10 protein-coding genes, 6 pseudogenes and 1 other annotated feature are annotated in these 12,240 nt (G+C 40.2%); of the genes and pseudogenes, 11 read left to right on the top strand and 5 right to left on the bottom strand.

The genetic code is table 11. From position 1 onward, the window contains the following. Nucleotides 1-5: 5 nt before the first annotated feature. The 5 genes and pseudogenes from HHA43_RS10895 to HHA43_RS10875 form a co-directional block, all read left to right on the top strand. A complete protein-coding gene (locus HHA43_RS10895) occupies nucleotides 6-236 on the top strand; it encodes a transcriptional regulator (RefSeq protein WP_168542606.1) in 231 nt (76 codons plus the stop codon). A gap of 121 nt (nucleotides 237-357) precedes the next feature. Continuing rightward, nucleotides 358-911: pseudogene (locus tag HHA43_RS10890) on the top strand (transposase); the annotation flags it as partial. Beyond that, nucleotides 905-1,039: pseudogene (locus HHA43_RS13240) on the top strand (IS110 family transposase); the annotation flags it as partial. The pseudogenes HHA43_RS10890 and HHA43_RS13240, both read left to right, overlap by 7 nt. A gap of 37 nt (nucleotides 1,040-1,076) precedes the next feature. After that, nucleotides 1,077-1,577, top strand: a pseudogene (locus HHA43_RS10880) (IS3 family transposase); the annotation flags it as partial. A gap of 39 nt (nucleotides 1,578-1,616) precedes the next feature. Further along, nucleotides 1,617-2,258, top strand: a pseudogene (locus HHA43_RS10875) (IS256 family transposase); the annotation flags it as partial. A 159-nt stretch (nucleotides 2,259-2,417) separates the two neighbouring features. Here HHA43_RS10875 and HHA43_RS10870 read toward each other — a convergent pair. The 4 genes and pseudogenes from HHA43_RS10870 to tehB form a co-directional block, all read right to left on the bottom strand. Further along, entirely contained in the window at nucleotides 2,418-3,635 is a 1,218-nt protein-coding gene (locus HHA43_RS10870; RefSeq protein WP_104469882.1) for a glycerate kinase, read from the bottom strand. A gap of 19 nt (nucleotides 3,636-3,654) precedes the next feature. Further along, nucleotides 3,655-5,100: an SLC13 family permease gene (locus tag HHA43_RS10865; RefSeq protein WP_104469881.1), complete on the bottom strand. Its 1,446-nt coding sequence runs from the start codon at nucleotides 5,098-5,100 to the stop codon at nucleotides 3,655-3,657. A gap of 455 nt (nucleotides 5,101-5,555) precedes the next feature. Then, nucleotides 5,556-6,345: pseudogene (locus tag HHA43_RS10860) on the bottom strand (integrase core domain-containing protein). Then, nucleotides 5,954-6,070, bottom strand: a sequence feature (AL1L pseudoknot). (Overlaps the previous pseudogene by 117 nt.) Nucleotides 6,346-6,435: 90 nt before the next feature. Further along, nucleotides 6,436-7,302 (bottom strand): SAM-dependent methyltransferase TehB, encoded by an 867-nt coding sequence (gene tehB / locus HHA43_RS10855; protein WP_168461606.1) that lies wholly within the window; start codon nucleotides 7,300-7,302, stop codon nucleotides 6,436-6,438. Nucleotides 7,303-7,578: 276 nt separating this feature from the next. Between tehB and HHA43_RS10850 the strand changes: the two genes are divergently transcribed. The 6 genes from HHA43_RS10850 to HHA43_RS10825 all read left to right on the top strand — a co-directional run bounded on the left by HHA43_RS10850 (nucleotide 7,579) and on the right by HHA43_RS10825 (nucleotide 11,855). Further along, entirely contained in the window at nucleotides 7,579-8,205 is a 627-nt protein-coding gene (locus HHA43_RS10850) for a 2'-5' RNA ligase family protein (RefSeq protein ID WP_171525601.1), read from the top strand. Then, on the top strand, nucleotides 8,202-8,723 hold the full coding sequence (cobU, locus tag HHA43_RS10845) for a bifunctional adenosylcobinamide kinase/adenosylcobinamide-phosphate guanylyltransferase (RefSeq protein WP_168461596.1): 522 nt from the start codon (nucleotides 8,202-8,204) through the stop codon (nucleotides 8,721-8,723). Before HHA43_RS10850 ends, cobU begins: the two co-directional genes overlap by 4 nt. Then, on the top strand, nucleotides 8,720-9,787 hold the full coding sequence (cobT, locus tag HHA43_RS10840; RefSeq protein ID WP_168419432.1) for a nicotinate-nucleotide--dimethylbenzimidazole phosphoribosyltransferase: 1,068 nt from the start codon (nucleotides 8,720-8,722) through the stop codon (nucleotides 9,785-9,787). Before cobU ends, cobT begins: the two co-directional genes overlap by 4 nt. Further along, nucleotides 9,775-10,383 (top strand): histidine phosphatase family protein, encoded by a 609-nt coding sequence (locus HHA43_RS10835; RefSeq protein WP_168526754.1) that lies wholly within the window; start codon nucleotides 9,775-9,777, stop codon nucleotides 10,381-10,383. Before cobT ends, HHA43_RS10835 begins: the two co-directional genes overlap by 13 nt. Then, on the top strand, nucleotides 10,380-11,123 hold the full coding sequence (locus HHA43_RS10830; RefSeq protein WP_168461593.1) for an adenosylcobinamide-GDP ribazoletransferase: 744 nt from the start codon (nucleotides 10,380-10,382) through the stop codon (nucleotides 11,121-11,123). Before HHA43_RS10835 ends, HHA43_RS10830 begins: the two co-directional genes overlap by 4 nt. Before the next feature lie 522 nt (nucleotides 11,124-11,645). After that, nucleotides 11,646-11,855 (top strand): hypothetical protein, encoded by a 210-nt coding sequence (locus tag HHA43_RS10825; RefSeq protein ID WP_168461604.1) that lies wholly within the window; start codon nucleotides 11,646-11,648, stop codon nucleotides 11,853-11,855. Between the two features lie 100 nt (nucleotides 11,856-11,955). Here the strand turns inward: HHA43_RS10825 and HHA43_RS10820 are convergent. After that, nucleotides 11,956-12,240 (bottom strand): annotated as a pseudogene (locus HHA43_RS10820) (biotin synthase); the annotation flags it as partial.

The raw sequence follows: 12,240 nt of genomic DNA, 5'->3' as shown, positions 1-12,240 counted from the left end.
TATCAATGAGTTCTTGTAAAAAGCATACTAAGTCTAATGAGATTTATCAGTTTTTGAATAAGAAAACAGTTTGTAAACTTCTTCGAATTTCGATTAATGAACTTCGAGAGCAAGAACTAAAAGATGATCTTTTCCCACGGGGAATCAAAAGCGGAATGAGCAAGCAATGTGGAGTTAAGTATCGTTATGATGAGATTATTGACTGGCATTTAAAAGAGCTGGCCAGACGTCAATGAAATGTAAATGCCCACTATTAAGTGGGCTTTATAGTATAAGGCTTATTATGAGACTGTAAATTAAATTGTGTAATTGCCTGAATTTGCTATGTTCATATTCACAACGGAGTCAGGCAACATGATGAACGAACAAAAACTAAAAGACCTTGCAGCAGAATTTGCTAAAGGAATCAAAACAGAAGACGATCTCAATCAATTCACCCGATTGTTGACTAAACTCACTGTTGAAACGGCTCTCAATGTCGAACTTACCGAACATCTCGGACATGAAAAGAATGCTCGTAAGAACGGTTCAAATGCTCGTAACGGTTATTCCAGTAAGACCGTGCTGAGCGATGATGGTGAGATTGAGATCACCACACCACGAGATCGTGATGGCACATTTGAGCCACAGCTAATTAAAAAGAATCAGACTCGTATCACGCAAATGGATAACCAAATTCTATCCCTTTATGCCAAAGGCATGACTACCCGTGAAATCGTGGCTACTTTCAAAGAAATGTACGATGCTGATGTATCGCCAACGCTTATTTCCAAGGCGAACAGCACTGCTGTGAGGATGCCGTCAAGGAGCAAGTCGCTGAATGGCAAAACCGTCCGCTGGATGCACTCTATCCCATCGTCTATATGGACTGTATTGTAGTTAAAGTCCGTCATAATGGCAGTGTTATCAACGATTATTAAGCCAGGGTAAAAATAAAATGTGTGCTTTAGGTGCTGCAATGCGTAAGCTTATACATCTGTGTTATGGCGTTTTAAAACATCAGACTGCCTATCAAAGAGATTATTTATTGGTCGAATAATCTCAAAACCTGATTGACTACCAAGACGGTATCTCAGGTCAGTGACTTTACGTATATTCAAACCAATTCTGGCTGGGTCTACACTGCATTTATTATTGATGTGTTCTCGCGAGCAATTATTGGATGGAAAGTATCTACACGGATGAATACAGATATGGTGCTCGATGCATTGGAGCAAGCATTGCACGATCGAGGTATGCCTAAGAATGTGATTCATCATTCAGATAGAGGTGTTCAATATCTTTCTATTCGCTATACCAATCGTTTAGAAGCAGCAAATTTACGAGCATCAGTCGGTACAACGGGTGATTCATACGATAATGCTTTGGCTGAAACGGTGAATGGCTTATACAAAACAGAGGTGATTGAATATCTAAAAGCAGATTGGCAAGGTTTAGCAGATGTACAACTTGCGACACTAAACTGGGTAGATTGGTTCAATAAAAAGCGTGTACACAGTGCACTGGGTTATGTATCGCCTTTTGAGTTTGAAGCAATGTACTATGATAAGATTAACCCGTTAGGTCAGGTGGCCTAACTTAAATAAAAAAGTCTCCGACAAACCCAGTACGGTTCACTGCTGGGTCTTTACCTATCAGAAAGTGAAGGTGCTAATTATTGGCTCAGCGTACTCACAGATTTGCAGAACCGTGGCATACAAGACATTCTGATCGCCTGCGTTGATGGGCTTAAAGGCTTCCCTGAAGCAATTGCTGCGATATTTCCGCAGACAGAAGTGCAGTTATGTATTATTCACCAAATCCGCAATAGCTTGTGTTATGTGGCCAGTAAGGATCAAAAAGCCTTTATGGCTGATCTGAAGCCTGTTTACCGAGCAGATACCAAGCAGGCAGCTGAAATGGCGCTAGATGAGCTGGAAGCCAAATGGGGGGATAAATACGAGAAAGTCATTCGTTCATGGCGTGAAAAATGGCATTTACTCAGTGCCTATTTCAAATATCCGAAAGCGGTTAGGAAGCCAATTTATACCACCAATGCGGTTGAAGCAGTACATCGCCAATTCAGAAAACTGACCAAAACCAAGGGGGCTTTCCCGAATGAAAATAGCCTGCTGAAATTGCTGTATATTGGCATTCAACAGGCTTCTGAAAAATGGACAATGCCGGTGACAAACTGGGGGCAAACCATCACACAGTTATCGATTTACTTTGAAGGCAGGCACTTGCGGAGCAGTGCTCCTCATATAATTAAACTCTAGCCAATTCGGCTGACACAGAATTTTGAACGCTCTCGCTAGCGATGATGCCAGATCATATTTAGATTCAAAATTAGAATGTGTTTTACGGTATAGCTCTACATTCCATCCACACAAATTGTTCTTAATGTAAAATAGAATTAATTAGGTTGCTTCGCTAAATTAAACCGCCAATTTTTGGACTTGCGCTATTTTTAGTCCTAGTATCACGCTTTTCATAAGTCGTTCACTGGCTTGAATCACAAGTGTTTCACTGTTTTCAATCGCCTCTTGCAAAGACATAGGGCTTGACATAATTGAGCTGATTGCATGAATCCCAATGTCATAAACACATTCGGCATCGTGTGCGAGCGTGCCTGCTAACGCAATCACAGGTTTATTAAATTTTGCTGCTCGTGCTGCAATCTCAGCAGGCACTTTGCCCCGAAGTGTTTGGCAATCAATCGCACCTTCAGCCGTAATAATTAAATCTGCACGCCTAATTTCATGATCTAAATCATAGCCGACTAAGTCTTTGCCTAATAACACATCAAACCGAGGACAAAGTTTTGCACCAATAGCAGCAAGACCAGCACCTAATCCACCCGATGCACCTGTCCCCATTCCATAAGCAAAATCAAAATTTGAGATAGGATTGATATGATTATTTTTTAGACTCAAAGCCCAATGTTCAAAACCTTCTGATAATTGTTGCACCTGTTGTTCAGATGCCCCTTTTTGTGGTGCAAATACAGGTGCAACCCCCTGTGGGCCACATAAAATATTAAATGGATTTAGCGCCAATATAATGTCAATCTGGTGATAACGTAATTGAGCAACTAAACCTGAATAATCAATTTGATTCACGTTTTGTAAGTACTGACCGCCATAGGGAATCTCACGATGCAAATGATCTGTAACTTTCACACCTAGCGCTTGTAGAGCACCAATACCACCATCACTAATACCAGAATCGCCACAACCCAAGATAATCTTAGTTGCGCCCTCATTGATCGCACACATGATCAATTCACCCACCCCATAACTGGTGGTCTGCATCGGATTACGCTGATCAAAGGGAATTAATTTTAGGCCTGCAGCTGCTGCAACTTCAATGACTGCTACATGAGCATAGGAGCCGCCCAACATTGCAAAATGGGCATGAATGGGCTGCCCCAATGGCCCTGTCACTGTTTTAGATATGATTTTGCCATTGGTGTGATGTGCCAATATATGCGCAGTATGTTCCCCACCATCTGGAATTGGAATTGCACGAATTGAAGCATGAGGTAAAGCTTTAGATATTCCAATTTTTATAGCTTGAGCAACTTGAGTTGCAGTTAATGATTCCTTAAAACCACTTGGTAAAATGAGTATATTTTCCAAAATTTCAGCACACATAAGAAATCAAACTTTTGAACTATAGTAATAACGGCATACCTAACATCGGCCAGACGATGAACGAAAAAATAATAAGCAGCACCAACATGATGGGTGCTAAATAAAAACTTAATTTAAGTAAATCGTGCGCATTAAACATCGTCTGTGTTTCAGTTTGATGAAAAATCGCAATTGGTTTTGCTGATGATGTGAGTGAATGACAAAATCCTGCAGCGGCTGTTGAGATAAATGCCATTGCCACAGGTGAAACTTGAAATTGGGGTGCAAGAGAAATCGCAATCGGGATAAGCACAACTGAACGTGCTGAACGTGACTGAATAAATAAATGTGACAATAAAGAAATAATGATCATTAATGCAATGAAAATGATCGATGCACTCGGGTGCTGTATATCAAACTTTGAAAAAATGGAATGAGTTAATAATTGAATTGCTCCACTCTCGATTAATGCTGCCCCCATTGCTAAAGTTGCAGCCATAAACATGAGTAATGCCCAAGGTATTGTTTTCACAGCTTGAGAGAACTTAATACACCCCACACTTGGTGTAACCATTAATAAAGCACCGAATATGGCAACCATGGTGGCAGATATATGATGCAATGGCTCAGTCAACCATAAGCCCAAAATCAAAACTAAAATACAGATAATACGTTTTTGTAGTGCAGATAATTTTTGTTCTGAACCTACAGCCTGTTCATTTAACACATTCAAATGACTTAAGTTTAATGGCATCGATCTTTCTTTTTTACTGGTAAATAAACCTAAGATAAGCTCGGTACATGCCAATGATGAGACCAATGCGAAAGGAAAACCTAACCATAGCCAACTGAGTAAACTAAATGCAGGATACCCCTGCTCAACTAAAATCTGATTGGTAATTAAATGTGCCCCAGCACCTAAGTAAGAGCCAATTGCACTCAACAAAATGATCGACGGACAGAGCAATGCCAATGCTTTAAGAATATGTGTTTGATGTTTCAGTATTTCAGCCAAACCCAGAAATATAGGTAAAATAATTGCCGCACGACCTGAGGTAGACGGAATAATAAATGCCGACAGTACGATGAAAATTGTCAGCAGATAACATAGCGTTCGGGTGTTATGGGCATATTTTAAAAGTTGTGATGCACAATACGTTGCTAGCCCTGTTTTGAACACACCTGCCGCAATAACAAATGCTGCAATGAGTAACCAAATCAGATCTTGTCCCCAAGCTTGGTATAGATGTTCTTCGTTTAAGTTGCCAGTTAAGATCAGGGCAAACACAGCTAAAAGTGCAATATAAGTTTCTTCAAGTTTGGTGCAGATCCACAGCCATGTTGCTGTTAAAAATACACCTATAGTCAAAATTGCATTTTGCTGAACCTGATCTAAATTGAATGCGCTAAAGGCTAAAGCAACATAAATGACCAATAGTGGAATAACTGACCACAATGGAAAACGGAGGAGTGAAGCATTGAACATCTGATGTCATACGTTCTATTGTTTGGATGGCATTTGACCACAATTTAACTCAACATCAAAATACAATTTAAGTTTGAGATGTGTGTTTTGTCAACACTTCGGTAGATAGGCTTTATCTTTAAATACAAACACTTAAATATATGCAAAGTCTTTTGATAAATTTACTCAGTTTTCCTAGGGCTTTTTATAGAGCTAAAACAGGATTTGACTGTTAGGTGAAAGTTGTTTGCCTTTCAGAGTACTGAATTGTTTTGAACAATCGACATTACCTATAAATGTGCATTTTCTATAACATCTTTATTCTAAAAGACACTTTTAAATGCTTACTCAATAGAATTTCCATCCAGGTCATATAGTTTTAATTGTTTTAAACCAACATTAAAAAATAATTCTTTAAAAACTCGTATTTCAATCTGTGAACCGTACCGGGTTTGTCGGAGACTTTTTTATTTAAGTTAGGCCACCTGACCTAACGTGTTAACCTTATCATAGTACATTGCTTCAAACTCAAAAGGCGATACATAACCTAGTGCACTATGTACACGCTCTTTATTGAACCAATCTACCCAATTTAGTGTCGCAAGTTGTACATGTGCTAAACCTTGCCAATCTGCTTATAGATATTCAATCACCTCTGTTTTGTATAAGCCATTCACCGTTTCAGCCAAAGCATTATCGTATGAATCACCCGTTGTACCGACTGATGCTCGTAAATTTGCTGCTTCAAAACGATTGGTATAGCGAATAGAAAGATATTGAACACTTCTATCGGAATGATGAATCACATTCTTTGGCATGCCTCGATCGTGCAATGCTTCTCATCACAGAGATCTAGAGTCCGATAATAGGTTGAAGGGGCGATCGGTAAAATTCTACAAATCGCCTCGACTCCGTACAGCTCTTTATTATTATGGATAAAATCCACCATTATTTGTGTGGGCGGTCGAGCTCCGCCTGGGCGAAAAAAGCGGCTGCTTTACGTAGAATTTCATTGGCACGTTTTAATTCTTTAATTTCACGTTCCATTTGCTTCATTTTTTCTTGGTCAGATATCTGTTGTACTTTGGCAGGATTTAGTTGATCCATATGCTTTAAATACCAAACACGCAATGTTTCAGGAGTACAACCGATTTTAGGCGCAATAGCTGTGATTGCTGCCCAAGTAGAAGGATAATCTTTTTCAGATTCAATTAGTAATTGAACCGCTCTTTCTCTAATTTCGGGGGTATAGTTTGGTTTTTTCATCGGAATAGTCTCTCAGAATATTGAGTCTCCGACAAACCCGGTACGGTTCACTAACGTTATAAAGTACTTGCTTTCAGCATCTTATCACTATTACTTTTTCCTTGCTAACAAGGTCGCAAAACGCTGCTTAATTCGATCACCTGCAGCATCTGTACGGTGTAACTCACCTACATTTTCATTGTATTTCACAATATCCCAATCAGCATAACACGCACTTAATTCACCCGCTTTAAAGCTAGAAGGGAAGTCTTGTTGTACAGGGTAGTCTTCAGTATCCATTGCACAAACAATTAAGTTGTAACCCTGTGAAAGAGTGGCTTTTTGCATATTTTGAATGAGTTTTGGAGTAGTTTCAGGTGCCAAGAACATCATCACCACAGTACAATTAATAAAGTGATATTGCCCTGAAATAGATGAATCCTGATTCAAGTCACGCACCGCAGTTTGAATGGTAGTGATTTGCTCTGCTTCAATAATTTCATTCAATTTTTGAATACTGGTCGGGTTACCATCCCAAGCATCGACCTGAAAACCATGCTGACTCAAATACAGCGCATTGCGGCCTGTACCACAACCAACATCTAAAGCTTTGCCAACGGGTAACTGCGGCAGTGCGGCTATAATTTCAGAATGGGTTGGGCTTAATTTGTATTTTTTGACAAAATAATCTTGAGCTAAACAATAAAAACTGAGCTGACATTCAATGTCTTCACTGGCAGATACGATTTTATGCCAAGCTTGCGGCTCAATAAAAGGCGGTTGGTTTTGCACAGAAAAAACATGCTCAGATTGCACTTCGCCTGATTCATGCAGCATCGAGAAAAGCATTTCACCTTTTAAAATGGTAAGTTTTGCCCAAGTGCCTACTTGCGTGTTGTGTTGTTTTTTAAAACCTTGCGGAATTGAATCATGATTCCAAATTGGAAGTTGCTTATAACATATCAATTCTTGTTGCATCATAAACTCCAGCGTTGTTCATCATGATTTAGACACTTGTGTAGATTTTTTATTACGTAGATCAGTCTACTTGATCTTAATTTCAGCATAGCATTTCATGTCGTTTTCAACCATCTATTCACTGAGAATTTGCAAGCTTAAAAAATGTGTTTTGAGGTGAAATAAGCAGTACCCAGAAATGATCCTGAAAAATATTCAGCTGAAGCTGCATTATTTTCATGTTCATTGCGCTATGAATGTTTTACCATGAGTCGCCTTAATTTATTGAATTATCCAGTGTTTATTCAAGCCAATCAGTTTGTTATTCCCACACAGCAGCATGATTATCCTGAATGGCATCGTGGGCGTGAGCATTATGCGTTGTGGTACTTAAGCATTGAGCATCCTGCTTTAGTTCAATATTTAGAACAATTAAAACAGCAATTTTCTGATTTATTATTGACTCCTAATACCCGCCAGTTTCATATCACTTTATACATTTGTGGTTTTTCCGCCGTAAAAAAACACTGGGATGATGACTTTGTTGAACAACAGTTTCAGCGACAATTACAGGCGCTACAACATTTGCAATTGCAACCTTTTCAATTGCAGATTGGCGGAATCAATAGCTTTAACAGCGCGTTGTTTGTAGATGTGCAAGATCATGCTCAGCAATTATGCCGTATTCGTCAGGCTTTAAGCACAGCAGGAGCGGAAATTGCTGCTTTGCAGTATCATCCGCATATTACTTTGGGGCTGTATCAAGCTGAACATTCAACTAATTATATTTTAGAGCGTATTCAAAACACTATAGTGCAACATTTCGATTTGAATATTCAGCATTTAAGTTTTGGATATTATCAGGCGAAAACATTACAAGGGCCACTTTTTACAAGCTATCAATTTCCTTTGGGAGCATCATGATTCAACTTATTTTGGGCGGTGCACGTTCTGGGAAAAGTCGCCTAGCCGAACAAAGTGCACAGCAATTTGGCAAAACGGTTATTTATGTGGCAACCGCACAAGCAGGCGATGCCGAAATGCAGGCACGGATTCAGCATCATCAGCAACAGCGTCCGCAGTCATGGCAATTGCGTGAAGAACCTTTATATTTGGCGCAACAGTTAAAAATGCTGGATCATCCAGATCATGTGATTTTGGTAGATTGTCTGACTTTGTGGATGAGTAATTTACTGATGCAAACGGTAGAAAACTTTGCTGAACAACAAATTGTAGCATTACTTGAAGTTTTACCTCATTTGCAGGCCGATATTATTTTGGTGAGCAATGAAACAGGTTTAGGTGTTGTGCCACTAGGGGAAATCACCCGAAAATTTGTAGATGAATCAGGGCGGCTACATCAACAGTTAGGGCAAATTGCAAACAAAGTCCAGTTTTGTGTTGCTGGTTTTCCAATGCTTTTAAAAGGAGAGAATTCATGACTTGGTGGTTAGCTGAATGTCAAACACCCAATGTGCAGATGAAACAGCAGGCAATCCAAAGACAGCTTCAACTGACAAAACCTACAGGGTCGTTAGCTGAACTTGAAAATGTCGCAATTCAACTGGCATCTTTACAAGGCACAGCGCAACCGAATATTGAACGTCCGTGGATTTGCATTTTTGCAGGTGATCATGGCGTCATGGAAGAAAATATTTCGGCCTATCCGCAAGCGGTGACACGACAAATGCTGCAAAATTTTGCGACGGGTGGCGCATGTATCAGCGTCATTGCTAAACAGTATCAGGCACAACTACAAGTGATTGACTGTGGTTCAGTGGGCGATGCGTATGACTATGCGGGCGTAGAGCGACATTGTATTCGTGCTGGTACAGCAAATTTTGCTAAAACGCTTGCCATGACCGAGCAAGAGTGTATGCAGGCTATGGCTTTAGGGCGTAAAAGTGTTGAAGATGCTGTTGCGCAACAGGCCTCAATCTATGTTGCAGGTGAAATGGGGATTGGGAATACTTGCTCTGCATCGGCCTTATCTTGCTTTTTATTGCAAGCACCTGCAGAAGCACTCACAGGTGTGGGAACAGGTATTGACACTGCACAATTACAACATAAAAAGCAGGTGATTGATGCAGCTTTGGCGCTACATCAAGACTATGTAAAACAAGATGCCTTTAAAGCCCTTTGTGCTGTTGGTGGTTTAGAAGTTGCGGCTATGGTGGGCGCATATATCCGCTGTGCACAGCTAGGTATGCCTATAGTGGTGGATGGTTTTATCAGTAGTGCTGCGGCATTGGTTGCTGTCCGTCTAAACCCGCAGGTGCGTGAATGGATGTTGTTTGGACATCAGTCGGCAGAATATGGCCACCGCCGTTTATTGGAAGAGTTAAATGCGCAGGCATTATTAAATCTAAATTTACGTTTGGGTGAGGGCAGTGGTGCAGGTGCTGCTTTGGGCATCATCCAGCTGGCCTGTGCCTTGCATAATCAAATGGCAACTTTTGCAGAAGCAGCAGTCATTGGCGAGAAAGTAACTTCATGCTCAGGCTAGATGTATTAAGGCATGGAGAAACAGCATTGAGCCATACTTTGCGTGGCTCAACCGATGATGCTTTAACGTCCAAAGGCTGGAAAACAATGCAGCAAACCGTGAATACTGCGCTGGATCATGGTCTGCAATGGGATATGATTCTGAGTTCTCCTTTGCAGCGTTGTTTGAATTTTGCTCAGGATTTTTCTGGCGAACAGCAATTGCCACTTTATATTGATGCCCAGTTTCAGGAAATGCATTTTGGTACTTGGGAAGCGGCTTCAACCCAGACTTTATATGTAGAATATCCTGAAGATTTAGCAAAATTTTGGACGACCCCTACGCAATTTACCCCGCCACAGGCAGAAGCCTTGTTCGATTTTCAACAACGGGTTGTACAAGGTTTGAAGGACTTTATTCAGTATTTACAAGTCAAAAACACGAATCAGCCAAAACGAATTTTACTGGTCACACACGGTGGGGTCATTAAGCTGTTAAAGGTGATGGCGCAGCAACAACCCTTAGATGATATTTTGAAAATGTCGGCAGATTTAGGGCAACTGAGTTCATTTCAATTGCATTTGGATGGAAGCGTGACGATGCAGGAGCAACAATGACAGCGTTTTGGATTGCCTTGCAATTTCTCACCACTTTGCCTGTGTCTTTAAAACAACTGCCGAGTCCACAACAAAATGCGCAGTCGTTGTTGTTTTATCCTGTGGTGGGTTTGCTAATCGGAGCTGTGCTTTGGGGTGTTGCCAGTTTGCTGCAATTTCTGCCTTTGGTGCTTAGTAGCAGCCTGATTTTAGTTCTCTGGATTTGGCTCACTGGTGGTTTGCATTTAGATGGACTAGCAGATACCGCAGATGCATGGGTGGGTGGTTTTGGAGACCCCGAACGAACATTAAAGATTATGAAAGACCCAAGCAGCGGGCCAATTGGTGTGCTGAGTCTACTGATGTGCTGCTTGCTAAAATGGTCAACACTTTATGTTCTACTCGAGCAACAATATTTAGCAGCTTTACTGCTGGTACCTGTTTTAGCGCGTTTGAGTGCACTACTTTTATTTTTAAGCACACCGTATTTGCGTGCTCAAGGTTTGGGTACTTCTATACAAGCTTATTTGCCCAAAACAGGCGCAAAAATTGTGATTGCGTTGACTTTTGCTAGTGCTGCGCTGTGGGGATGGCTTGGCTTGATCGCTGTGCTGACTTTCATCCTTTGTACGGTATATCTACGACATAAATTTATGCTGCGATTGCAAGGTATAACGGGCGATATGGTGGGTGCGAGCATAGAAATATCTGAAACGATGGTTTTATTGGCTATTGCGATTTCATGGTTTTTAATTCACTGAAATTTTTTAAGTGCTTTGGGATACTTGTTTCTCACTTCACAAGCATATGAATTTGTTTGATTTAAATAATAATTGACTTGTTTTTGCAAAAATGTAGATGTACGCTTATCGGAAAGTTCCTAAATTGGATTTGATATTTTTAAAAACTATGATAATAGTAGTTTATGTCAGTCAGCCTTGATGGCATTTGTATCTCAGGATGAGATCACAAACATGATGTATAAAAATCAAAAGGAATGTCATATATGATCAAACTGTTAAAGCAAATTTTCTGTTTACACATCTATGAATATGATGAAATGGAAGAAATCGGGGCGCATTTAGAGTGTCGTAAATGTGGGGACAGTAAGACACAATAAGTCATCATCAACAAAAGTGAGTTTTATAACTCACTTTTTTATTGTCTAAATTTTGACACATTTGTATTTAGATTCTATTTTCTTGCATGTTCAGGCTTTAAGCTTGGTTGAGTTGCTTTTAAGATAGCGCTATCTTGCCTGTTAAAAGATGTGATGGATGGCGATGCCTAAAAACTTTAAAGAAAAGACCTATATTGTAGATGAAAATTTGACAGATACTTTGACGTGGTTACTACATCATCAAGACTGTTATGATCGTTTTTATTATGATGCGATTCAGCAACAACTGACAGTAGAACATGCCAATGGTGCCGATATAATTAAAGTAGGGCAGTATTTGAATGCCAGCTACGGTATTTTAATCACTTCTTAAGGTGCTGCTGGACAAACTTATCTTGCTGCTTAAGAGAAGATGACACAAAAAAACAAAGTCCCATTTCGGGACTTTGTTTTTTTGGGTTTAAGCTAAAAGTTTAAGCAATTGCCATTGCATCTACAGATAATTCTGCAACGGTTGGTTTGGCACGTTCAGGAACTAAACCTAGCTTTTGGAACAGCTGTTTGTCTTTGCCTTCGCCTGCATTTGGTGTAGTGAGTAACTTTTCACCCGAGAACAACGAGTTCGCACCTGCCATAAAGGCCAAAGCCTGATCTGAATCAGACAATGATTCACGCCCTGCAGATAAACGAATGTAACTGTTTGGCATAATAATACGCGCAACCGCAATGGTACGAATCCACTCAATCACATCTAGTTT

It is taken from the genome of Acinetobacter sp. A2 (assembly GCF_012371325.1).
In the GTDB taxonomy this organism is placed as follows: Bacteria; Pseudomonadota; Gammaproteobacteria; order Pseudomonadales; family Moraxellaceae; genus Acinetobacter.
This window is presented reverse-complemented; position numbering and strand designations above follow the sequence as displayed.

Excerpts from the sequence above, each read along its gene's own strand:
- HHA43_RS10825 (WP_168461604.1), top strand. The coding sequence starts at position 11,646 with ATGCCTAAAAACTTTAAAGAAAAGACCTATATTGTAGATGAAAATTTG.
- tehB (WP_168461606.1), bottom strand. The coding sequence starts at position 7,302 with ATGCAACAAGAATTGATATGTTATAAGCAACTTCCAATTTGGAATCAT.
- cobU (WP_168461596.1), top strand. The coding sequence starts at position 8,202 with ATGATTCAACTTATTTTGGGCGGTGCACGTTCTGGGAAAAGTCGCCTA.
- HHA43_RS10870 (WP_104469882.1), bottom strand. The coding sequence starts at position 3,635 with ATGTGTGCTGAAATTTTGGAAAATATACTCATTTTACCAAGTGGTTTT.
- HHA43_RS10895 (WP_168542606.1), top strand. The coding sequence starts at position 6 with ATGAGTTCTTGTAAAAAGCATACTAAGTCTAATGAGATTTATCAGTTT.
- cobT (WP_168419432.1), top strand. The coding sequence starts at position 8,720 with ATGACTTGGTGGTTAGCTGAATGTCAAACACCCAATGTGCAGATGAAA.
- HHA43_RS10830 (WP_168461593.1), top strand. The coding sequence starts at position 10,380 with ATGACAGCGTTTTGGATTGCCTTGCAATTTCTCACCACTTTGCCTGTG.
- HHA43_RS10835 (WP_168526754.1), top strand. The coding sequence starts at position 9,775 with ATGCTCAGGCTAGATGTATTAAGGCATGGAGAAACAGCATTGAGCCAT.
- HHA43_RS10865 (WP_104469881.1), bottom strand. The coding sequence starts at position 5,100 with ATGTTCAATGCTTCACTCCTCCGTTTTCCATTGTGGTCAGTTATTCCA.